Here is a 22,412-nt window from a genome sequence, read left to right on the forward strand (position 1 = left end):
GAGTACGCGGCCACAGCATCGCGCATGATCCAACCGAATGGCTTCGGTAGCCCGACCGGACTACCCGGCCGTACGGCTCGACTTCGGCCGGCCGATCGGTGCTGAGTGATCAGTCAGTCACGGAATGGCGTTCCGGGCCCGGCGGAGACCGCCGGGCCCGGGACGCGACGTCGCCGTCAGGGTACGGGATGGAACACGATCGCCGTTCCGTTGGCCAGCACCGCCTGGTTGAACGAATGCTGTACGGCGGCGGCACCGGAGACGTCCTCGATGCCGACCGTGGCACTGTCCCCGAGTTCCCTCGGCTTCGATGTGGTCAGATCGGCATAGTTGAAGATGATTTCGCCATTTTCGGCGAGGATCGCCTCGACGGTGATCCGGGCCGAGGTCGAGCCGTAGTGGCCGATGTTGCGCCACTCGACGACGAACTGGCGGTTGGGTGCGGTGCCGACGACCTCGGTACGGATCGTCGAGTCGGCGCGTACCACCAGGTCGTCCCAGAACGGGTAGACCGCGCCGTTGGGTGCCGCCGGATCGGGCAGGGCGGCGTTGGTGGGCTGCGCCGACCCCGGATCGGAGAACGACAGGAAGCCGTTGGTGGAGACCCAGGCACTCGACCGCGGCTGGCCGTAGAACGGGAACGCGAACGGCAGGCTGACCTGGGTCACCCCCTCGTCGCCGGTCAGCGGCAGCACCGTGCCGTTGGCGGGCACGAACGGGCGCGGCCCGGTGGTGACCGTGTAGTCGCCCTCGCCGCCGCCGGGCGCGGCGAGGGCCAGGTCGACGGTGTGCGACCCGCCGGGTGCGACGGTCACCGACCGGCTGCCGGCCAGCCCGCCGGGTGCGGTGCCGGTGACGGTGTACGCGCCGACCGGCACCGACGGCAGTGTGTAGGAGCCGTTGCCGGCCGTGGTCGTCGTGTGGTTGCCCGGCGACAGCGTCACCGTCGCCCCGGCGACGGCCAGTCCGGTCGCCGCGCCGGTGACCACACCGGACACCGCGCCGGTGGTCGGCGGTGCGCCGCCGGGCGGGGTGAACACCACCGACGTCCCGTTGCGCAGGTCGGGCGAGTTCGTCGAGTAGCTCAGCGCCACCGCGCCGGTGCCGTCCTCGATCCCGACCGTCGCCGAGTCACCGCGTTCGCGGCCGGCCGTGGACAGGTCGGCATAGCTGTAGACGATCTCGCCGGACTCCGACAGGACGGCCTGGAACGTGACCCGGGCCGACGTCGAGCCGTACAGGCCGATGTTGCGCCACTCGACGACGTACCTGCGGTTCGGGGCGGTGCCGGTGGTCGCCGTACGGATGCTGGAGTCGGCCCGGACGAACAGGTCGTCCCAGAAGGGGTAGAGGGCGGCGTTCGGCAGCCCCGGGTCGGGCAGTGCGGTGTTGGTGCCCAGCGGTGAGCCCGGGTCGGTGAACGACAGGAATCCGTTCGTCGACACCCAGGCGGTGCTGTGCGACCCGCCGTAGAACGGGAACGCGAACGGCAGGCTCACCGAGGTGTACGCGTCGTCGCCGGTCAGCGGCAGGACCGTGGTCTCGGCGGGCAGGAACGGCCGGTCGGTGCTGGTGGTGCAGGTGTAGCCGTAGCTGTCGGCGCAGCCCGGGGCACTGGTGTAGGTCGCGGTCCAGGTGCCGGCGGTGGCCGGGGCGATCAGCACGTGGGTTGCCGCGCCCCCGTCCGACCAGCTGCCGAAGGTGTGCACGAGCGAGTTGCCGCTCTGCGGGCTCGGCGCGCTGACCGTGTTGGTCGAGCCGACGATCACCGTACGGGTGAACGGCGCGGTGCCGGAGAAGTTGCCGACGCTGAGTTGCAGTCCGGGCGGACTGGTCGCGAAGGTCAGGTCGACGGTTCGCGGGTCGAGCCGGCGTACGGTCGTGCTGGTCAGCCCGTCGGCGTCGGTCGCGGTGAGTTCCAGTTCGAGGTACGACGGGTATTCGTGGTCCGGCGCGATGAACGACCCGGACCCGACTCCGGCCCATTCCTGCAGATGGTGGGTGTGGCAGTTGCCGACCGACTCGCAGTGTTCCATCCGCAGCCGCCAGTGCAGCCCGGACGCCGGGATGGTGCCCTGCTGCGGGTCGGTGGCGTGGCCGCCGAAGGCGAGGGTGTCACCGACCTGCCAGGTGGTGCCGGTGGTGGGGGTGGTGATGAAGGCGGTCGGCGCGCTGTTTCCGGGCTGGATGCGGACCGTGGTGCTGTTCGACGCGCCGAGGGTGTCGGTGACGGTCAGCGTCGCGGTGAAGGTGCCGCTGGCCGGATAGGTGTGCGTGGCGGTCGGTGTGGTCGCGTCGACGGTGCCGTCGCTGGTGAAGTCCCACCGGTACGTGAGCCGCCCGGCGTCGGCGGGGTCGGGGTCGGTGGAGCCGGTGCCGTCGAAGGTGACGGTCAGCGGGGCGGTGCCGGAGGTGGGCGTGGCGGAGATCGCGGCGACCGGCGGCTGGTTGCCGGGGAAGTAGCGGATCCGCCGGACCGTGCCGCCCAGGTCGGCGTAGTAGACCTCGCCGCCGGGGCCGACGGCCAGGTCGGCGGGGCTGGCGGCGGCCTGGGCGAACAGGGTGATGTTCGTCGGGCTGGGCAGCCCGCCGGGGGTGCCCGGGCGCATCGCCCAGATGCAGTTCCGGGAATAGTCGCTGAAGAACAGCGCACCGGCGTACGCCGCCGGATAGCTGCCGCCGCTGCCGGGGTAGAAGGCCAGGCCGCCGACGGCGTCACCGCCGGCACCACAGTTCTCGCCGGGTACGACGTCGGCGTTGTGGTGGTAGGCGTAGTAGGGCGCGGTCTGGCCCGCTCCACTGTAGAGCGACTCGCAGAGGTTCAGGTTCGCGTTGTCGTAGCTGGCCATCCGGGCGTTGCCCTCGTAGCAGGGCCAGCCGAAGTTGGTGACGCCGCTGGTGGGAGCGGCGACCCGGTCGATCTCCTCCCAGAGGTTCCAGCCGACGTCGCCGAGCCAGACCTCGCTGGTCCCGGGTCGCACGGTCGCCCGGAACGGGTTGCGCAGGCCGGTGGCGACGATCCGCCGGGCGTTGGGGTCGGCGGAGGCGATCAGCGGGTTGCCGGGGGCGGCGGCGCCGGTCGCCGGGTCGATCCGGATGACGGTGCCGTCCAGGCCGGTCGGGTCGCCGAGAGTGCGTACGTCCTGCGAGCGCAGCGCACCACCCTCGGCGGTCGGCGGGGTCATGGTGCCGCCCGGCGGGTCGCCGCAGGGGTTGCGCGGGTTGCCGAGCTGCCCGTAGTCGGTGGCGCTGAAGCTCGCGCCGTCGCCGGCCATGGCGTAGAGCATGCCGTCGGCGCCGAACGCCAGGTCGCCGACGGAGTGGCTCGGGTATTGCTGGCACCAGTCGTGGATGAGGACCTGCTCGGGGCCGCTGACGACGTTTCCGGCCGCCCGCAGCCGGGAGAGCCGGCCGGTGACGACGCACTGGCCGTTGTTGGCGTCCCCGCAGTTGTCGTTCCACACCGGAGCGGTCCGGCCCGGCGGGGCGTCGTAGGTGTAGAGCACGTAGACGTACGGGTCGGCCGGGAAGCCGGGGGCCAGGGCCAGGCCGATCAGCCCGCGGTCCCAGACGTTGTGCACGTTCGTGGACAGGTCGGCGAAAAGGGTCGGGGTGGGATCGGCGAGGTCGTCGAAGACCTTGATCCGGCCATTCTTCTCGGCGACGAAGACCCGCCCGTCGGCGGCGAACTCGATGTTCGTCGGCTGGCTCAGCCCGCTGAAGACGACCTGCTCCTGGAAGCCGGTCGGCAGCACGACGGCGGCCGCCGGGGCACCCGGCAACGGCGCGAGGAGTCCGGCCAGCAGGGCGGACGTGAGGCCGATTCCCAACCCGCGTCGAAGGCGCGTCATCGCACCCCTCCCGGAAGACACGTGCGCGGGTGGCGCGCACCAGCCACGACCGTCGATACGAGGGATCGTGCGCACAGAGTAGCCAGGCGGTGAATGTTGAGTGCTGTCCTGTTCCTGACCGAAGAATCAGGACGAAGATCGACAAAAAGGGATCTCGGCGACGTTCCACCCTGGCGGAATCATCAGTTCAGTGCCGCAAAGCGACCAAAAGGATGATCGACACTGACCGATTCGATGACCAAGGAAGCAGGCACTTGGTCCGACTCATGTTAGAAAGACGACATCGTCCAAGAATGCGAGTCACTTGCCCGCACCGGACCGCATAGAGCAGGCTCTGCAATAGCTTCTTTCCTTTCCGGTCGCAGCCCGACGAGGCGCTGCGACCGTTCGTCGATGCCATCCTTTCCAGTTCTGGGCGGATACGAGGTAGACATGGCCGACCGGCGTCCGCACGTCGTCATCGTGGTGGTGAACCTGCCCGTTGAACGCGACCGGCGGGTCATCCGCGAGTGCCGGGCGCTGGAGGCCGCCGGCTACCGCGTAACGGTCATCTGCCCGCGCGGCCCGCAGAAGCTGCGGGTGCTGCCCGGCACCGAGACGCAGATCCGGTCCTTCCCCCAGCCGCTCGCCGGCTCGGGGGTGCTCTCCTTCGCCGCCGAGTTCGCCTGGGCGCTGATCGCCGTCACCACCCGCCTGCTGGGCGTGATGGCGCGCACCCGGGTCGACGCGGTGCAGGCCTGCAACCCGCCCGACGTCTTCTGGACCATCGCCCTGCTCATGCGGCTGCTCCGCCGGCCGTTCGTCTTCGACCACCACGACCTGAGCCCGGAGCTCTACGAGTGCAAGACCGAGAACCCGCGTCCGGTCGTGCTGCGCATCCTCAAGCTCATGGAACGGCTGTCCTGGCGCTGCGCGTCGGCGGTGGTGTCGACCAACGAGTCCTACCGGGAACTGGCGATCAGCCGCGGCGGCTGCGACCCCGACGACGTCGTGGTCGTCCGCAACGGGCCGACGCTGGCCGAGGTCGGCGCGGCCGGGATTCCGGCGCAGCGCACCGGTGAGCCGGCCACGGCGCCGGGCGACGACGACCGCCAGGTGGTCGTCTACCTCGGCGTCATCAATCCGCAGGACCACGTCGACGCCGCGGTGCTCGCGGCCGAACGGCTGGTGGACCTGCGCGGTCGCAGCGACTGGCGGCTGGTCGTGGCCGGCGACGGCGACAGCCTGCCCGGACTGCGACAACTCGTCACCGAGCGCGGCCTCGACGACGTGGTGCGGTTCACCGGCTGGCTGGAGGCCGACGAGGTCGACGCGTTGCTGCGCTCCGCTTCGATCGCCATCCAGCCGGACCCGCCGACCCGGATGGCCGACTTGTCGACAATGGCGAAGACCGTGGAGTATGTGGCACGAGGGCTGCCGGTCGTAGCCGTCGACCTATTGGAAACGCGGCGCACCGCCGAGGGGGCGGCGACCTACGTGCCGACCGGCTCCCCGGACGAACTGGCCAAAGCGCTCGACCAGCTCCTCAGTGATGAGGAGGCCCGGTCGGCGATGCGGACCGTGGCCCGGCGGCGCTTCACCGAGCTGCTCGCCTGGGACCATCAGGCCAGGGCATACATCCGGCTGTGGGACCGGCTTCTGCGCCCACGGCCAAGGGGCTCGGCCCCGGCTCCACCGATGGACCCGGCCCACGCCGAACAAGGCGTGAACGACGCCGCATGGTACGAAACTGGCGGCGGCAAGGCCCCTGGCCGGGCCTCGCAGACCAACCTCACGACCTGACGACCCGCGCTACCCGAAGGGGCCGACGCTGTGGACCTTCTCGACCTCCTGAGACTGATGGTCCGGCGGTGGTACGTCGCCGCCCCGGTCGTCGTACTCACCCTCGGCGCGGCGCTGGTCGTCGGCTCGTCGATCCAGCCGGAATACAAGACCTCGGCGGCCGTACTGCTCGTGCCCCCGACCACCAACCCGCCCGCGCCGGCACCCAACGCCAGCCCGCAGCCCGGCAACCCCTGGCTGAAGGTCGGTGAGGTCGCGATGGCCCAGGCGGTGCAGATCTCCGTCTCCGCCGCCGACGCGCGGCAGAAGGTCCAGGCGGCCGGCGGCGACCCCGGCTACGAGATCGGACTGGTGAACCGCAGCTCGATCGTGACCGTCGACGTCACCGCGACCACCCACGAGGCCGCGCTGGCCACGGTGGTCGCGGTCACCAAGCTGATCAGCGACGAGGTGTCGGAGAGCCAGACGGCCTACAAGCCCAAGGCCGGCGAGGAGATCACCACCGAGATCCTCGACCCGGGCACCGAGATCACGCCGTCGCGCTCCAACGTCCTGCGCGCGCAGATCGTGGTGATCGCGATCGGCCTGCTGCTCACCGCGGTCGTCGCCGTCGTCTACGACGCCATCCAGCGCCGGCGGGCCAACGCCCGGCTGGCCAGCCGGCAGTCCGGCCGCCGCCCGGTGGCCGGCGACGCGGGCCAGGCGAGCGTCGCGGGCGGCCGTGGAGGCGCCCCCCACCAGCAGGGCCGGTCCCCGGAGGTCACCCAGGCGCTCGGCGGCAACGGCCGGGGCGGCCCGCAGATCTCGGCCGACTTCATCCGGGCGCCGCAGTCCGACGACACCATCCTCCTCACCGCGGTCCGCACTCCGACCGACGATTCAAGGCGATAAGTACGCCGACGACGTACTGACGGAACGAGTCCCGTGCAGACCTACCTCTCCGCCCGACGCTCAGCGACGGTGTACGACGGGCTCACCCCCCGGACCCGGCACTTCCCGGACGCGACGGCGGGTGTCGTCGCCGCGGTGATGCTGGCCTACCTGCTGCCGGCCCGGCTGATCTTCCCGCCGCTGACCACCCTCGGCCGGCCGGCCGTCATGGTCGGCCTCGGCCTGCTGGTGTGGTGGGCACTGACCCGCCTGCACCCCAACCTCGTGACCCGCGGGCAGCAGCCGATGCGCTGGGCGCTCGCCGGCTACCTGGTGACGATCGGGGTGTCCTACATCGCCGGACAGGCCCGGGGCATGCAGGTGCTGGAAGCCAACAGCGCCGACCGGACCATCCTGATGGCGCTCGCGGCCGGCGGCGTACTGCTGGCCGCCGCCGACGGGGTGCTCACCCGGGACCGCATCGACCACCTGCTGCGGTGGTTCTGCTGGGGCTCGGCCGTCATGGCGCTGTTCGCGCTGGCGCAGTTCATCCTGCGGATCGACTTCACCAACTACCTCAAGCTGCCGCCGGTCCTCATGTTCCAGAAGGACCTGGTCGGCTTCGACGCGCGCGGCGGTGGCGGGCTGGTCCGGGTGGCCGGCACCGCCGGCCACTACATCGAGTTCAGCGTCCTGATGGTGATCGGCCTCATCGTCGCCATCCACTTCGCCCGCTTCTCCACCAGCCGGCGCAACCGGCAGATCTACGCCACGCTGGCCATCATCCAGGCCGGCGTCATCCCGATCTCGTTGTCCCGCACCGGGGTGCTGGCGCTGGCCGCCGCGATCCTGCTCTTCATCCTGGTCTGGCCGCTGCGCACCACCTTCAACGTGCTGGTGATCGGCGTCTTCCTGATGGCCTTCATCCAGGTCGGCAAACCCGGGCTGCTGGCGACGCTGCGCGCCCTGCTGCTCGCCGGTGACAACGATCCGAGCGTGCAGGGCCGGCTGGAGGACTACGCGTTCGTCGCCCCGTTCATCAAGGAGCGGATGTGGCTCGGGCGCGGTGTCGGCACCTGGTTGCCGGAGATGTACCAACTCCTCGACAACCAGTGGCTGGTCACCCTGGTCACCGGTGGCGTCCTCGGGGTCGTCGGGCTCGCGGGGCTCTTCGTCGTCGGCATCGTCACCGCCGGCCGGGTACGCCGGTTCGCCACCAACGAGCGGGACCGGGACCTGGCCGCCGTACTCGCGGTGGGGATCGGGGTCGCGGCGGTGACCGCGTTCACCTTCGACGCGCTGTACTTCTCGACCTACCTGATCACCGTGCACCTCTTCCTCGGGCTCGCCGGCGCGATGTGGCGGGTGACCCGGGCCGAACGCGTCAACCACATCGGAGCACAATGACCGAGCACCGCGAGGGCATCAAACAGCACAGTCTCAAGTCATGCGACCGCCGAGCGAAGCGAGGTGTCGCATGACCGAACACTGCGGCATCGACATCTTGATGATCACGTACGACCGGCCGGAGTACGTACGGCTCTCCCTGCCGCACCTGCTGGCCACCGCCACCGCCGACACCAAGATCTGGCTGTGGCACAACGGCACCGACCAGCCGACCCTCGAAGCGGTGGAGGAGTTCCGGCACCACCCGCGGGTGCACCGGTTCCACCACAGCCCGACCAACGCGGGCCTGCGCGAGCCGACCAACTGGCTGTGGGCCGAGTCGGACGGCGCGTACGTCAGCAAGGTCGACGACGACTGCCTGCCCGACAAGGACTGGCTGGAGACGTTGCGCCGGGCGCACGAGGACGTACCCGAGTTCGGGGTGATCGGCACCTGGCGGTTCCCCGACGAGGACGTCGACGACGCGCTCGTCGCGAAGAAGCTCGCCGACTATCCGGGTGGCCACCGGCTGATGCGCAACCACTGGGTGCAGGGCAGCGGCTATCTGCTCAAGCGGGCCGCCGTCGCGCAGACCGGGCCGATCGGGCCGACCGAGTCGTTCACCGCGTGGTGCCTCCGCTCGGCCCGGCTCGGCTGGGTCAACGGCTGGTACCACCCGTTCCTGCCCGAGGACCACATGGACGATCCGCGCAGCCCGCACACGATCTACCACACCGACGCGGACTTCATGGCCCGGCGGCCGCTGTCGGCGAAGAACACCGGGGTGACCACGGTCGCGCAGTGGACCGAGCAGATGCGGCACTCGGCCCGGGTGGTGCAGGCCGCCTCCCTCGACCTGCGCGAGTACGGCGGCTGGCGGGCCCGCCGCCGGGGCGCCGTACGCCGGATCCGGCGCGCGCTGACCGGGCGGGCGCCATGGTGACCAGCGTGGTGATCGCCGCCCACAACGAGGCCGCGGTGATCGACCGGTGCCTGCGCCGGATGCTCGCCAACGCGACCCCGGGCGAGTTCGAGGTGATCGTGGTCGCCAACGGGTGCACCGACGCGACCGCCGAGGTGGCCCGCGCCGTGCCCGGGGTGACCGTCGTCGAGTTGGCCGAGGCGTCGAAGTCGGCGGCGCTCAACGCCGGTGACCGGGCGGCGACCAGCCTGCCCCGGATCTATCTCGACGCCGACATCGCCCTGTCGACCGCCGACCTGCGTACGCTCTCCCGCGCGGTCGACGACAGCGCGCTGGCCGCCGCGCCCCGCCGGGTCCTCGACACGAGCGGCCGGCCGCTGCTGGTCAAGGCGTACTTCGCGATCAACGGACGGCTGCCGGCGTTCCGTAACGCGCTCTTCGGCCGGGGCGTGATCGTGCTGTCGCGGGCCGGCCGGGCCCGGTTCGAGCGGTTTCCGGACGTGATCGCCGACGACCTGTTCCTCGACTCGCTCTTCACCGACGCCGAGAAGCGCGAGGTCAAGGGGGTCGCCTCGGTGGTGGCGACGCCACGGCGCACCGCCGACCTGCTGCGCCGGCTCGGCCGGGTCCGGGCCGGCAACGCCGCGCTGCGGGCCGCCGCCACCGACACCGAGGTGCGCCCGTCCCGCAAGATGTCGTGGCTGGTCGACGTGGTGCTGCCCCGACCGTGGCTGCTGCCGGCGGGGGTCTGCTACCTGGCGCTGACCGTCATCGCCGGGATCAAAGCCCGCCGCACCGGCCCCGGCGCGGCGTGGGGCCGCGACGAGTCGAGCCGGACTCCGGTGGCCCGATGAACCCGACGGTGAGCCTGGTCATGGTCTCCTACCAGACCCGGGACCTGATCGTGCGGGCGCTGACCGCGTTGCGGGACACCGGCACCGGGGTCGACTACGAGGTGATCGTGGTCGACAACGCCTCCGCCGACGGTTCCGCCGACGCGATCGCGGCGACCCTGCCCGAGGTACGGGTGGTGCGGCTGGCGCACAACGTCGGCTTCGGCCGGGCGGTCAACGTCGGCGCCGAGCTGGCCCGTGGCGACTACGTGCTGCTGATGAACCCGGACACCGAGCCCGTCGGCGACGTGCTCGGCGAGTTCGTCGCGTTCGCCCGGGCCAATCCCGCGCATCGCGTCTACACCGGCCGTACCCTGCGCCAGGACGGCACCGACGACGGCCGGTCGGTGTTCGCGCTGCCGAGCCTGTGGGGCTACTTCTGCTTCGCCGCCGGGCTGTCGACGGTGTTCCGCGGCTCCCGGCTGTTCAATCCGGAGGAGTTGCCGGGCCTCGACCGGAACCGGCCGACTCCGGTGCCGGCCGCGTCCGGCTGCCTGCTGCTGATCGAGCGGGCGCTGTTCGCCGAACTTCGCGGCTTCGCGCCCGACTACTTCATGTACAGCGAGGACATCGACCTGTGTCACCGGGCGACCGGGCTGGGCGCGACCCCGGTGCTGGTACCGACGGCCCGGGTGCTGCACATCGGCGGTGCGTCGTCGACCAGTGTCGGCAAGCGGGTGATGGTGCTGCGCGGCAAGACGACGTACGTGCGGCTGCGCTGGTCGGGGTCGCGGGCGGCGGTTGGCCGGGCGCTGCTGGCGGCCGGCATCGCGGTACGGGCGGCGGGTGCCCGGCTCACCGGCCGGGCCGGCTACTGGCGGGAGGTGTGGGCGCAGCGCCGCACCTGGCTCGCCGGCTGGCCACCGCTCGCCGAACTGCCGCCCGTGGTCCCGGTCCCGCCCGATCCGTCCGCCCGGTCCGCCCGCTCCGGGCCGCCTGCCTAGGGAAGCTGCGACTCTACGAGTCCTCGATCGGCGTCCCGCGCCGCCGGGCGGCGGCGCGGGCACGGCGGGGTCACGAGGTGGGGTCGCCGCCGGGGCGGGGGCCGGCCACGGGTACGTCGGCGAAGGCGGCCACCGTACGGTCGGCGTACGCGCTCGCGTCACCGACCTCCATCGGCCCGTCCCATTCCCGGGGCAGCGGCACCGGCGTATCCGGGGCGACCCGGCGGACGATCTCGTCGAGCACGGTCTCGGCGTCGCCGACCCACAGGTGCTTGGCGCCGGGCACCCCGACCACCTCGGCCTGCGGGATCGCCGCGAACCGCTCGCGGGCCTCGTCGGGGCGCAGGTAGTCGTCGAACTCCGGGATCAGGGCGGTGACCGGCTTGCCCGACCGGGCCCAGGTGCGCAGGTCGTCCGGGGTCGAGAAGCGCAGCGGCGGGGAGAGCAGGACGGTGCCGGACACCTGCGGGTCGCAGCCGTGCTTGAGGGCGAGGTCGGTGCCGAACGACCAGCCGACCAGCCAGATGTCGGGCAGTTCGGCGAACTCGGCGTACTCGATCGCGGCGGCCACGTCGAACCGCTCGCTGTCGGCGGCGTCGAAGGTGCCCTCGCTGGTGCCCCGCACGCTGCTGGTCCCCCGGGTGTTGAAGCGCAGCACGGCGAGGCCGGCGAGGGCCGGCAGCCGCCAGGCGGCCTTGCGGAAGACGTGGCTGTCCATCATCCCGCCGTGGGTGGGCAGCGGGTGCAGGCAGACCAGGGTGGCGACCGGGTCACGGTCCAGCGGCCGGGCGAGTTCGCCGACCAGGCGTAGGCCGTCGGCGGTGTGCAGCTCGATGTCCTCGCGGTGGGCGGGCAGGATCGAGGTCGCGCGGATTGGTTCGCTCACCGGTCCAGTCTCGCGCGGCCCTGCCGCTCCGTCAGCCCGTGCCGCCCGCCACGTGACGTATATCCCCCGCCCACACCCGCACACTCCGCCCGTGCCCCGCCCGCGGCCCGCACCGATCCGCCGATCGAGGGGTTGTTGAGCGACAAACCCGACGTATCCCCCACGACTTCTCCTTGATCAACGCAAGGAAGTGCGCGCGTCAGCCGTAGCGGGGGGCGCTGCGGGAACGCTGGATGCCGGGCGAGCGCCGGTCGCGGGCCCGCCAGCAGCCGGAGTGCCAGTGTCGCCGGTCGGTGAGGTCGCCGCGCCCGTCGGCCGGCCACACCACCAGATGCGCCACGCCGGGCCGGATCTCCTGGTCGCAACCGGGACACCGGTACGTCTTGACCGCCGCGCCGCCGGGGATGGCGCGTACCTGCCACTCACCGTCGCTCCAGGTCTGGACCGCGTCGACACCACGGCGCACCCGGTCGTCGTCGAGCGGCGGACCGGCCTCGGGGCGCGGGCGGTTGCGACGGGGGCTCACGTCGACCAACAGTAACGGTGGGATGCGTACCCTCGACAGGTGAACCGGCTCCACCTGTGGCTCCAGCGGCACCGGGTCGTCGTCGACCTGATGATCGCCGCGCCGATCATCCTGCTGACCCTGATGTCGGCGACCGGTATCGCCCGCCATCCGGTCGCCGTCGTCTTCGACGGCCTCCTGATCCTCGCCGTCGTGATTCGCCGGGTCTGGTTCACCGCCGCCTACCTGCTGGTGATCACCGTCGGCCTGGCCACCGTGGCGTCCGGCCAGCTGGGCATGCTGGTGCCGGCCCACCTCGCGATGCCGATCCTGCTCTACACCGCCGCCGCGATCGGTCCGGCGTGGGCCCGCCGGCTGGGCGTCTTCTGGATCCCGGTCGCCCCGATCCTCGCCGTCCTGGCCATGGACACGTACGGCAGCATGCGCCGGGCCGGCAACCCGTGGCCGCTGACCGAACTGGTGGTGTTCACCGGCCTGCTCGCCGCCCCGCTGGTCGCCGCCTGGGTCTGGGGCAACTCGGTACGGATCCGGCGCCGCTTCTACGCCCAGCTCGCCGACCGGGCCGACCGGCTGGAACGCGAACGCGACGCGCTGGACCGGGTCGCGGTGGCCGAGGAACGGGCCCGGATCGCCCGGGAACTGCACGACGTGGTGGCGCACCACGTGTCGGTGATGGTGGTGCAGGCCGACGGCGCCGGGTACGCGCTGGCCGGCGACCCGGACCGGGCCCGCGAGGCGCTGGGCACCATCTCCCGTACGGGCCGGGAAGCGCTGACCGAAATGCGCCGGCTGCTCGGCGTGCTGCGTACGGCGGACGGCGAGGCCGCCGACCGGGCCCCGCAACCCGGCCTGGACTCGATCGCGGAGCTGGTCGGTCAACTGCGTGGCACCGGGCTGGCGGTGGAACACACGGTCGCCGGCCGCCCCCGGCCGGTCGGGGCCGGCACGGCGCTGACCGCCTACCGGGTGGTGCAGGAGTCGTTGACCAACACGCTCAAGCACGGCGGTCCGGGGGTCCGGGCCACCGTGCGGCTGGCCTGGGCGCGCGACCACCTGCGGGTGGAGGTCCTCGACGACGGCAGCCGCCCCGACGGCGCCGCGCCCGGCCCCGACCGCGACGGGCACCGCCAGCGGTCCGGCACCGACGACGGGCCGCCGACCGGTGCCTGGCCGCATCCCCGGCGCGGCGACACCGGCACCGCCGGGCCGGCCGAGACCGGCGCCGGCGGGCACGGCATCATCGGAATGCGCGAGCGGGTCCTCGCCGCCGGCGGCCGACTCATGGTCGGGGCCCGTCCCGAGGGTGGCTTCCAGGTGGCGGCCACCCTGCCGCTCGACCGCGACGGCGGCCATACCGATGGGACTCGACCGCGAAGGCGGCCCGACTGATGGGACTCGACCGCGAAGGCGGCCCGACCGATGGGAGGTGATCCGGTGATCCGCGTGGTGCTCGTCGACGACCAGCAACTGGTCCGCACCGGCTTCCGGATGATGCTCGACGCCCAGCCCGACATGACGGTCGTCGCCGAGGCCGGCGACGGCGCGGCCGCCATCGAGGTGTTGCGTGCCCACCAGGCCGACGTCGTGCTGATGGACGTACGGATGCCACGGATGGACGGCGTCGAGGCGACCCGGCGGATCTGTGCCGTGCCGGCCGCGCCCCGGGTGCTCGTGCTGACCACCTTCGACCTCGACGAGTACGCCTTCGTCGCGCTGCGCGCGGGGGCCGCCGGATTCCTGCTGAAGGACGTACCGCCGGAGGAGCTGCTGGCCGCGATCCGGGTGGTGCACGCCGGGGACGCGGTGGTGGCCCCGTCGACCACCCGGCGGCTGATCGACCGGTTCGCCGCCTACCTGCCCGATCCGGCGCAGGCGCCGGACGACCGGGCGACCCGGTCGCTGACCGAGCGCGAGCGCGAGGTGCTGCTGCTGGTGGCGGCCGGGCGGTCGAACGCCGAGATCGCGGCCGAGCTGTTCGTGGCCGAGACGACGGTGAAGACCCACGTCGGTCGCATCCTCACCAAGCTCGACCTGCGCGACCGGGTGCAGGCGGTGGTGTACGCGTACGAGCACGGGCTGGTCCGCGCCGGCCGTTGACGTGTCCACAGTGGACGATGTCGGATCACGGTCAGCGTCCACTGGGGATACCGCCGGTCACGTAGCGTCCCGGTTGCGGGCCGGCCACGGGGGCCGGCCGCATCGGGGAGGTCCGACCATGCGTGGTGGACGTGTTCTGGGCGGCGTACTGGCGGCGGCGGTCGCCGGTGCCGTCATGACGGCGGCACCGGCCGCCTGGGCCGGCTGGCAGGGTGATCCGCTCTTCGGCGACGTCGACGGCGACCACGTCACCGACCGGGTGACCCTGGCCGGTGGCGGCCCGGACGAGTGCGGGGTCACCGTCGAACTCGGCACCGGCGGAGGCGGGTACGGCCCGGGAACGGTGCACGGCTATCCCGACCCGAGCGGCGGTGGCGGCCACTGCCCGGACATGGGCGTCGTGGTCGACCTCGGCGGCGACGGCACCGTCGAACTCGTGCTGGCCTGGTTCGACGGCCGGCCGCCCGGCGTCACCCACGACCTGCTGGTGCTGCGCGACTACGCCCCGGCCGGCGGCTTCGACGCCATCTTCCAGCCGAGCTACATCGGCCTGGCCGACTTCAACGGCGACGGCCGGCAGGACGTCTACGAGTGGACCGACCAGGGCGACGGGTTCCGCACGTTCCTGAACACCGAGGCCGGCACGCTGGTGCCCGGCCCGGTCGAATACTGCGGCGGCCAGCCGGACTTCGAACTCGCCGACTTCGACGGCAACGGCGCCACCGACGTCGTCATCGCCTTCTACGAGGGCTGGTGCGGCCCGTTCAGTGGCGTCGTCGTGGTCCTCGACGACGGCAGCACCCGCTATCTCGAGCAGGACGAGTGGGGCGACGACGGGTGGGAGGTCGACCTCGTCGACCTCGACGGCAACGGCCGCCCCGACGTGCAGACCACCAACTGGTCCGGCACCGTCCGACTGTTCGTCAACAACGGCGACGGCACCTTCACGCCGGGCATCCGGGCCGTCGAGGACCGGGTGACCGTCGGCCCGACCAACCGCAAGCGGATCAACGTGCTGGACAACGACGTCGTCGTCCCCGGCACGGTGCTGACCGTCACCACCCCGCCGAAGTACGGCACCGCGACGGTGACCGCGCAGAACACGATCGCGTACGTCCGCACCGACACCAGCCACGACAAGCGCGACATCTTCGGCTACCGGATCACCTCCGGCGCGCAGACGTCCGACGCGACGATCATCGTCCGGGTCAAGAAGTAGGGGTCCCGCGGGTACGGCGTACGACCCGGGTCGTACGCCGTACCCGGAACGGACCGTGCCTGAGACGGAGCCGGGCGCGACCCGGGGCCGACGCCGCGGCGGGCGCCGCGTCATAGCGTCGACCGACATGCGCCACGTGATCCTGGCCGGGCTGCGGGCCCGGCGCACCCGCCTGCTGCTGACCTCCGCCGCCGTCGCGCTCGGGGTGGCCTTCGTGGTCGCCACGGTCGCGATGACCGACACCCTCGCGGCCCAGCTCTACGACAGCACCGCCCGGCAGGCCAGGGACGTGGCGGTACGGGTCACCGCCGACGGGTCCGGGCGGCTGACCGACGCCGACCTGGCCGCCGTACGGGATGTGCCGGGGGTGGCGGCGGCGGCCGGTCGGGCCGGGGCGACCGGTGTGCTGCTCGGTGCCGACGGGCGGGTGGTGACCAGCCTGGGCAACCCGGACTCGACGTTGCGGGCCCTCGCCGACGACCCCCGGCTCGCCGGCTTCGACCTGGCCGCCGGGGCGTACCCGGCCGGGCCGGGCGAGATCGTCGTCGACCGCGACACGGCAGCCGCCCAGGGCTGGCCGCCGGGGGCGACGGTCCGGCTGGTCACGGCGGCGGGTGAGACGGTCACGTTCCGGCTGGCCGGGACCGCCGACACCACCGAGTCGTGGCCGGTCGTGCACCTGTCCGCCGCCGATCTGACGGCGGTCACCGGGGAGTCGGGCTGGGGCGCCGTCGACGTCCTGGCCGGCCCGGGCGCGGCACAGGACGACCTGCGGGACGCGGTGGCCGGGGCGCTGGCCGGCCGACCGGTGGAGGTCGTCACCGGCGCCCGGTACGCCGACGCGCTGGCCTCGGCCGCGGTCGGCGACGTCGCCCAGATCCGCCTCGCGCTCGGCGCCTTCGCCCTGGTCGCCCTGCTCGTGGCGGCGCTGGTCATCCACAACACGTTCGCGATCCTGGTGGCCCAGCGGCAACGGGAACTCGCCCTGCTGCGCTGCGTCGGCGCCGGTCGCGGCCAGGTGTTCGGTTCGGTGTTGGCCGAGGCGGCGGTGCTCGGGGTGCTGGCGGCGCTGATCGGCTTCGGTCTCGGGCTGGGCCTCGGCTGGCTGGGCGCGGCCGCTCTCGGCCGGACCAGCGGGGTCGGGCTCGACGTACCGCTCCAGGTCGGGGCGAACACCGTCGCCGTGGCGCTGCTCGTCGGGGTCGGGATCACCGTCGGGTCGGCGGCCCTGCCGGCCCGGGGTGCCACCCGGGTCGCCCCGGTCGCGGCGCTGGCCAACCAGCCGGACCTGGCACCCACCGGTGGCGCCGGGGTGCTGCGGGTGGCCGTCGGGATCGCCGCCCTGCTGCTCGGTACGGCGCTCGTGGTGGTCGGCGCGGCCACCGGCGCGATCATGCCGACCGTCGCCGGCGGGTTGCCGGTCGCCCTCGGCGTGCTTGCGCTCGGGCCGGTCGTGGTGGGTCCGCTGGCCCGGCTCGTCGGGCGGATTCCGGCGCTGCTGTTCGGGGTCGCCGGCCGCCTCGCCGCCGCGAGCGGCGACCGGAGCCCGCGCCGGGCCGCCGCGACCGCGCTGTCGCTGACCGTCGGCATCACCCTGGTGACGGCGTTCCTGGTCAGCGCCGAGACGCTCAAACACAGCCTCGACGACCAGATGCGCAAGCGGTACCCGCTGGACTACCTGGTGACCGCGCCGGACGGGCACCGGCTGCCCGGCGACCTGGCCGCCCGGCTCGCCGCGGTGCCCGAGGTCGAGCGCGCGGTGCCGCTGGCCGCCACCGGCAGCGGGCTGCGGGCCGGCACGCGGACCGGGTCGGCCGAGGTCGGCGGCTTCGACCCCGATCTCCTGCGCCGCGAGTTCGCGCTGCCGGCCGGGTCCGGCAGGGTCGAGGACTTCGCCGCCGGCGGCGCGGTGCTCGCCCCGGACACCGCGCGGGCGCTGGCGGTCCGGGCCGGCGACCGGATCACCGTCGAGGGGCCGGACGGCAGCGTCGAGGTGGTGGTGTCGGCGGTGCTCTCCGTCCCGTCGGCGCCACTGCCGGAGGTGCTTCTCACCCCGGCGGAGGCGGCGGCGGTCGTCGGCACGCCGGCCCCGCACGGGGTGCTGGTCTGGATGGCGGACGGTGTCCCGCCGCCGGCCGCCCGGATCGCCGTCGCGTCGGTGACCGACACCGAACCGCTGGCGGTCGTGGCCGACGTGCAGAGCAGCGGCGAGCAGACCGGGGCGATCATCGACGGGCTGCTGGCGGTGGTCGGCGCGCTGGTGGTGCTGTCGGTGGTGATCGCGGTGGCCGGGATCGCCAACACGCTGACCCTGTCGGTGCTCGAACGGACCCGGGAGTTCGGGCTGCTGCGGGCGGTCGGCCTGGCCCGCCGGCAGTTGCGGGTGATGCTGCTCGCCGAGGGCGTGGTGCTGGCCACCGTCGCCGGTGTGGTCGGGGTCGCCCTCGGTGTCGGGTTCGGGGTCGCGGCCGCCTACGCGGCGATCCCCCGCGACTGGCTGGTGCTCGCCCTGCCGTACGGCCGGATCGCCCTGGTGGTGGTCGGTGCGGCGGTGGTCGGGCTGCTGGCCGGGGTGGTACCGGCGCGGCGGGCCGCCAGGGTTCCCCCGGTGGCGGCTCTCGCGGCGGAGTGACGTCGGGCGGAACCCCGGTCCCGCCCGGCTCAGTCCCCGGGGTGGACGCGGAAGCCGCGGCCGGCGGTCACCAGTTGTTCGAGCAGCGGCGCCGGTGCCAGGCCCGGCTCCCGCGACTGCCGGTAGAGGTCGCGCAGCGTCGCCAGCGCCACGTCGAGCCCGATCCGATCGAGCAGTTCGAACGGCCCCACCGGGTAACCGCAGCCCAGCCTCATCGCGTGGTCGATGTCGTCGGCGGTCGAGTACGACGCCTCCAGCATCCGCACCGCGTCGTTGAGGTACGGCAGCAGCAGCGCGTCGACCACGTAGCCGGCCCGGTCGGCGCAGACCACGGCGGCCCGGCCGAGCCGCTCGCAGACGGCGCGGGCGGTGGCGGTCGTCGTGGGCGCGGTCCGTACGGTGTGGACGATCTCGACCAGGGCCCGGTCCGGTGCCGGGTCGAGGAAGTGCAGCCCGAGCACGTCGGCGGGCCGTCCGGTCGCCATGGCCAGGTCGATCACCGGCAGCCGGGTGGTCGACGCGGCGAGCACGGCGCCCGGCTTGCAGATCCCGTCGAGGGCGGTGAACAGCGCCCGGTCGGCGTCGGGGTCGCCGGGGCCGGCGGTCACGACGAGATCGGCGCCGGCGAGCCGGTCGAGTTCGCCGGTCACCGCGACGACGTCGTACCCGGCTCCGGTGAAGAGTTCGGCGAGCCGTTCGGCCGGTTCGCCGGAGCCGACGACACCGACCGTGGCGACCTGCGCGGCGGCGCCGGCCGGCGCCGGGGACGGCGCCCACCCGTCGGGTACGACCACCGCCGAGCCCGGCTTCTCGTAGCTGTAGAAGCCCCGTCCGCTCTTGCGGCCGAGCCAGCCGGCGGTGACCATCTGCCGCAGCAGCGGTACGGGCGCGTGCCGCCGGTCCCGGCCGCCGCGGCGGTACATGGTCTCGAGGATCTCGTACGCGGTGTCGAGGCCGATCAGGTCCAGCAGGGCGAGCGGCCCCATCGGCAGGCCGCCGCCGAGCCGCATGGCGGTGTCGAGGTCCTCGCGGCCGACGTGGCCCGACTCCAGCATCCCGGCCGCCTGGTTGAGATAGGTCAGCAGCAGGGCGTTGACGATGAAGCCGGCCCGGTCGTCGACGGTGACACCGGTCTTGCCGAGCCGGGCGCACAGTGCCTCGACGTCGGCGACGACCTCGGGCGCGGTGACCACCGTACGGATCACCTCGACCAGCCGCATGACCGGCGCCGGGTTGAAGAAGTGCACCCCGACGACCTGCTCGGGCCGGCCGGTGGCGGCCGCGATCTCGGTGACCGAGAGCGAGGAGGTGTTGGTGGCCAGGATCGTCGCCGGCTTGCAGGTGCGGTCGAGGTCGGCGAAGAGCCGCCGCTTGATGTCGAGCCGCTCGGGCACCGCCTCCACGACCAGGTCGACCTCGCGCAGCGCGTCGAGCCCGACGGCGAAGGTCACCCGGGACAGCAGCGCGTCGCGGTCGGCGGGGGCGAGCTTGCCCCGGGCCACCGCCCGGTCGGTGGAGCCGGTGAGGTTGTCCCGGCCCCGGTCCAGCGCGGCATCGGTGATCTCGACGGCGACGACGTCGACCCCGTTGCGGGCGAAGACCTCCACGATGCCGGCGCCCATGGTGCCGAGCCCGACCACCCCGACGGTGTGGATTTCGCGTGCCACGCTGCCCTCCTCACCGGCCGGCGAACCGGCCGGCCGCGACCTGAACACCCACAGGCTACTTAACGAGAACTCAGGCCACCGGACCGCGTCCGCCCTCGCGGGTCCACTCTCGGCTCCGCGGCGGACCTCTCCTGCGGCTGGCGCCGCGCGCGGTCAGCCGCGTGCCGCCGCGACCACCGCCGCCGCGCCGGCCGGGCCGAGCGTGATCGTGTAGTGGTTGACGCCGGGCACGGTGACCTCGGTCGTCCCGGGTAGCCAGTGCGCGGCGTGCCCCTCGGCGTAGAACGGCTGGTCGGGCTGGTCGAGCATTCCGCGCTCGGCGCGCAGGAAGACCGCGGGCACCCCCACCGGCGCCGGGACGACGCCGGGCAGGGCGTAGGTGTCCCGGGCGTCGCGGACGGCCGCCTCCGGCCGGCACGCCGGGCGCAGCTCGGGCGGCTCGCCGACCAGGTCGTAGTCGACGTACCCGGTGACCGCGTCGGTCCAGTCCACGAAGGACGGATGGGCCCGCCACAGGTCCCGGTACGCCTCCCGGTCCGGGAACGTCATCGCGAGCCGGGCGAACGCCGGGCCGATGGTCTGCCGGACGGCGTCCGCGATCGTCGCCTCGTCGGCGGCAGCGTCGATCCCGGCCGGTGCCGGCAGCGGCGGCCCGCCGTCGACCAGCACCAGCCGCTCGACCAGCCGCGGGTGGCGGCGGGCCAGCGCGACCGCGACGAAGCCGCCCATCGAGTGGCCGAGCACCACGGCCGGCCCGCCGCCGTACGCCCCGATCACGGCCGCCAGGTCGTCGGCGTGCCGCTCCATCCCGTACGGGCCGGGCAGGTCGCGGCTGCGCCCCCGGCCGCGCAGGTCGGCGGCGACCAGCCGGTGGTCGACACCGAGCCGCTCGCCGACCAGGGTCCAGGCCACGTGCGACGAGGTGATGCCGTGCGCGGCGACCAGCAGCGGACCGTGGTCGCCCCACACACCGACGGTCAGGTCACCGCCGTCGACCGGCACCGTCCCGACGGCGTACGGCACCCCGACCGGGCCGGTCACGGCAGCAGCTCCAGCAGCGCGGCGGCGAAGTCGGCGGGCCGCTCGACGTGCGGCGAGTGGCCGCAGCCCTCGTACACCACCTCGCGGTAGCGCCCCCCGGCGGCGGCGTAGCGGTCCAGCACGGCCCGGGTCTGACCGACCATCGGCTGCGGCGGGTAGGTGTCGGCGCCCGGCCAGCCCGGCACCAGACCGAGGACGCCGAGCTGCCCGAACTCGAGCATCGAGGTGTCCGAGACGATGACGTCACGGTCGCCCCGGATCCAGGTGACGGGCGGCTTGACGGCGACCGCGACCAGCTCGTCGGCGATCCGGAAGTGCCGGGGCGACATCGTGTTGAGGACGCCCCGGTCGCCGGGGGCGACGCCGGGCCAGGTGTCCACCACGGACGTCGTACCCGGGTAGTTGTCGTCGCCGGTGGCGGTCGACAGCACGGTGTCGAGCAGTGCCTCCTCGTCGGCGCCGAGCGCGGCGGGGTCGGCGACGTACGTCGCCCGCATGACGTTGCGCGGGCTGGCCGGCCCGTCGGCGCCCCGGTCGCCGGCGGCCAGCCGCTTGACGAAGTCGGGGTTGGCCGAGCCGCCGCCGGTGCCGGCGAAGTCGGCCGTGGTCGGCGTGCCGGCGAGGTCGCGGGTGCCGCCGAAGCCGTACGGCGACACCGGCGACTCGAGCAGCAGGCCGGCGACCCGGTCGGGATGGTCGACCAGCAGTTGCATCGCGACCCCGCCGCCCATCGAGTGACCGGCGACGACCGGCCGGGCGCCGGGAGCGCCGAAGAGGGCCGGGTGGTCGAGCAGGGCCGCCACGTCGTCGGCGAAGTCGCGCAGCCCGCGGGTCGCGTCGACCGGGGCGGTGTCGGTCGCGCCGTAGCCGCGCAGGTCCGGCGCGACGATCCGCAGCGGGTCCGGAAGGTGGCGCAGCAGCGGATACCAGAAGGCCCCGGAGGAGCAGTTGCCGTGGATCAACAGCACCGGCGTGCCGTCGACCGGCCCGGCGACGTGCACGTGCTGGGCGATCCCGCGTGCTTCGACGCGTACCGTCTCGGTCTCCATGCGCCGGATCATCGCACCGGGCCGGGCCGGTCACCATGTGGAGCGGACCCACATGGTCCGGCCCCGACCTGTGTGGCCGGCCCCGCCCGGTGACCGGACCGGCTCAGCGGGTGACCATCAGCACCCAGGCCACCCAGCCGGCCAGCATCACCACGCCGCCGACGACCAGGACGAGCCGGCCGGACCGGCGCGCGGTCTGCATCGCCTGCGTCGGCTCGGCCAGCACCCCGACGGCGGACCGCTGTTCGGCGGACGCCCCGATCGCGCGCTGCGCCGGGATGGACCCCACCAGGCGTACGGAGCCGACCGGGTCGGTCAGCGCGGCCGACGGGTCGAAGAACCGCAGCTCGACGCCGCCGAACCGGACCCGGTCACCGTCCCGCAACTCCACCGCGACGCCTTCGATCCGCCGATCGTTGAGAAAGGTGCCGTTGGTCGAGCCCACGTCGGACAACGTCGCCCGGCCATCCGTCAGCTCGACGGCGGCATGCCGGCGGCTCACCCGGGAGTCCTCGACGACGATGTCGACGCCGTCCTCCCGTCCGATCGTCCGGATGCCGGGGCGTAGCCGGAAGCTCGCACCGCGCAGTGGCCCGCTCGTCACCGTCAATTGCGGAAGCAGGGGCAGATCATCGGACATGTGTGTC

17 protein-coding genes are annotated in these 22,412 nt (G+C 73.3%); 10 read left to right on the forward strand and 7 right to left on the reverse strand.

Going from position 1 to position 22,412, the window contains the following annotated elements; translation table 11 throughout:
• Nucleotides 1-176: 176 nt before the first annotated feature.
• Nucleotides 177-3,851, reverse strand: a complete 3,675-nt coding sequence (locus AB0I42_RS00695; RefSeq protein ID WP_357532851.1) for a PQQ-dependent sugar dehydrogenase — start codon at nt 3,849-3,851, stop codon at nt 177-179.
• 432 nt (nt 3,852-4,283) lie between these two features.
• Between AB0I42_RS00695 and AB0I42_RS00700 the strand changes: the two genes are divergently transcribed.
• The 6 genes from AB0I42_RS00700 to AB0I42_RS00725 all read left to right on the forward strand — a co-directional run bounded on the left by AB0I42_RS00700 (nt 4,284) and on the right by AB0I42_RS00725 (nt 10,648).
• On the forward strand, nt 4,284-5,633 hold the full coding sequence (locus tag AB0I42_RS00700; RefSeq protein ID WP_357532853.1) for a glycosyltransferase family 4 protein: 1,350 nt from the start codon (nt 4,284-4,286) through the stop codon (nt 5,631-5,633).
• A gap of 30 nt (nt 5,634-5,663) precedes the next feature.
• On the forward strand, nt 5,664-6,524 hold the full coding sequence (locus AB0I42_RS00705) for a hypothetical protein (protein WP_357532855.1): 861 nt from the start codon (nt 5,664-5,666) through the stop codon (nt 6,522-6,524).
• A 33-nt stretch (nt 6,525-6,557) separates the two neighbouring features.
• Nucleotides 6,558-7,910 carry an O-antigen ligase family protein gene (locus AB0I42_RS00710; protein ID WP_357532857.1) on the forward strand — a complete coding sequence of 451 codons (1,353 nt, stop codon included), beginning with the start codon at nt 6,558-6,560 and terminating at the stop codon, nt 7,908-7,910.
• Between the two features lie 70 nt (nt 7,911-7,980).
• Entirely contained in the window at nt 7,981-8,832 is an 852-nt protein-coding gene (locus AB0I42_RS00715; RefSeq protein ID WP_357532859.1) for a glycosyltransferase, read from the forward strand.
• The gene (locus AB0I42_RS00720; protein WP_357532860.1) at nt 8,826-9,665 is read left to right on the forward strand and encodes a glycosyltransferase family 2 protein; all 840 of its coding nucleotides are present in this window, start codon (nt 8,826-8,828) and stop codon (nt 9,663-9,665) included. Before AB0I42_RS00715 ends, AB0I42_RS00720 begins: the two co-directional genes overlap by 7 nt.
• Entirely contained in the window at nt 9,662-10,648 is a 987-nt protein-coding gene (locus AB0I42_RS00725) for a glycosyltransferase family 2 protein (RefSeq protein WP_357532862.1), read from the forward strand. The genes AB0I42_RS00720 and AB0I42_RS00725 overlap by 4 nt, the downstream gene beginning before the upstream one ends.
• A gap of 70 nt (nt 10,649-10,718) precedes the next feature.
• On the opposite strand, the gene AB0I42_RS00730 is transcribed toward AB0I42_RS00725, so the two are convergent.
• Together AB0I42_RS00730 and AB0I42_RS00735 are read right to left on the reverse strand one after the other, a co-directional pair.
• Nucleotides 10,719-11,534, reverse strand: a complete 816-nt coding sequence (locus AB0I42_RS00730; RefSeq protein WP_357532863.1) for an alpha/beta hydrolase — start codon at nt 11,532-11,534, stop codon at nt 10,719-10,721.
• Nucleotides 11,535-11,733: 199 nt separating this feature from the next.
• Nucleotides 11,734-12,060 (reverse strand): hypothetical protein, encoded by a 327-nt coding sequence (locus AB0I42_RS00735; RefSeq protein ID WP_357532864.1) that lies wholly within the window; start codon nt 12,058-12,060, stop codon nt 11,734-11,736.
• Between the two features lie 39 nt (nt 12,061-12,099).
• On the opposite strand from AB0I42_RS00735, the gene AB0I42_RS00740 reads away from it, so the two are divergent.
• The 4 genes from AB0I42_RS00740 to AB0I42_RS00755 all read left to right on the forward strand — a co-directional run bounded on the left by AB0I42_RS00740 (nt 12,100) and on the right by AB0I42_RS00755 (nt 18,008).
• Entirely contained in the window at nt 12,100-13,449 is a 1,350-nt protein-coding gene (locus tag AB0I42_RS00740; RefSeq protein ID WP_357532866.1) for a sensor histidine kinase, read from the forward strand.
• A gap of 45 nt (nt 13,450-13,494) precedes the next feature.
• On the forward strand, nt 13,495-14,157 hold the full coding sequence (locus AB0I42_RS00745; RefSeq protein ID WP_357532868.1) for a response regulator transcription factor: 663 nt from the start codon (nt 13,495-13,497) through the stop codon (nt 14,155-14,157).
• Nucleotides 14,158-14,275: 118 nt separating this feature from the next.
• Nucleotides 14,276-15,376 (forward strand): FG-GAP-like repeat-containing protein, encoded by a 1,101-nt coding sequence (locus AB0I42_RS00750; RefSeq protein WP_357532870.1) that lies wholly within the window; start codon nt 14,276-14,278, stop codon nt 15,374-15,376.
• A 127-nt stretch (nt 15,377-15,503) separates the two neighbouring features.
• Complete coding sequence (locus AB0I42_RS00755) at nt 15,504-18,008, forward strand: FtsX-like permease family protein (RefSeq protein ID WP_357532871.1); 2,505 nt, start codon at nt 15,504-15,506, stop codon at nt 18,006-18,008.
• Between the two features lie 29 nt (nt 18,009-18,037).
• Here the strand turns inward: AB0I42_RS00755 and AB0I42_RS00760 are convergent, their stop codons facing one another.
• From AB0I42_RS00760 to AB0I42_RS00775, 4 genes are all read right to left on the reverse strand, one after another.
• Nucleotides 18,038-19,675 carry a 3-hydroxybutyryl-CoA dehydrogenase gene (locus tag AB0I42_RS00760; protein ID WP_357532873.1) on the reverse strand — a complete coding sequence of 546 codons (1,638 nt, stop codon included), beginning with the start codon at nt 19,673-19,675 and terminating at the stop codon, nt 18,038-18,040.
• Nucleotides 19,676-19,828: 153 nt separating this feature from the next.
• Nucleotides 19,829-20,716, reverse strand: a complete 888-nt coding sequence (locus AB0I42_RS00765; RefSeq protein ID WP_357532874.1) for an alpha/beta hydrolase — start codon at nt 20,714-20,716, stop codon at nt 19,829-19,831.
• Nucleotides 20,713-21,765, reverse strand: a complete 1,053-nt coding sequence (locus AB0I42_RS00770; RefSeq protein WP_357532876.1) for an alpha/beta hydrolase — start codon at nt 21,763-21,765, stop codon at nt 20,713-20,715. Before AB0I42_RS00770 ends, AB0I42_RS00765 begins: the two co-directional genes overlap by 4 nt.
• 103 nt (nt 21,766-21,868) lie before the next feature.
• Entirely contained in the window at nt 21,869-22,369 is a 501-nt protein-coding gene (locus tag AB0I42_RS00775) for an FHA domain-containing protein (protein ID WP_357532877.1), read from the reverse strand.
• Nucleotides 22,370-22,412 lie beyond the last annotated feature (43 nt).

Origin of the sequence: Polymorphospora sp. NPDC050346 (assembly GCF_040655695.1) — a bacterium.
GTDB classification, from domain to species: domain Bacteria; phylum Actinomycetota; class Actinomycetes; order Mycobacteriales; family Micromonosporaceae; genus Polymorphospora; species Polymorphospora lycopeni.

Coding starts and splice junctions, on each gene's coding strand:
- AB0I42_RS00695 (WP_357532851.1), bottom strand. CDS start 3,851: ATGACGCGCCTTCGACGCGGGTTGGGAATCGGCCTCACGTCCGCCCTG.
- AB0I42_RS00700 (WP_357532853.1), top strand. CDS start 4,284: ATGGCCGACCGGCGTCCGCACGTCGTCATCGTGGTGGTGAACCTGCCC.
- AB0I42_RS00715 (WP_357532859.1), top strand. CDS start 7,981: ATGACCGAACACTGCGGCATCGACATCTTGATGATCACGTACGACCGG.
- AB0I42_RS00720 (WP_357532860.1), top strand. CDS start 8,826: ATGGTGACCAGCGTGGTGATCGCCGCCCACAACGAGGCCGCGGTGATC.
- AB0I42_RS00725 (WP_357532862.1), top strand. CDS start 9,662: ATGAACCCGACGGTGAGCCTGGTCATGGTCTCCTACCAGACCCGGGAC.
- AB0I42_RS00750 (WP_357532870.1), top strand. CDS start 14,276: ATGCGTGGTGGACGTGTTCTGGGCGGCGTACTGGCGGCGGCGGTCGCC.
- AB0I42_RS00755 (WP_357532871.1), top strand. CDS start 15,504: ATGCGCCACGTGATCCTGGCCGGGCTGCGGGCCCGGCGCACCCGCCTG.
- AB0I42_RS00770 (WP_357532876.1), bottom strand. CDS start 21,765: ATGGAGACCGAGACGGTACGCGTCGAAGCACGCGGGATCGCCCAGCAC.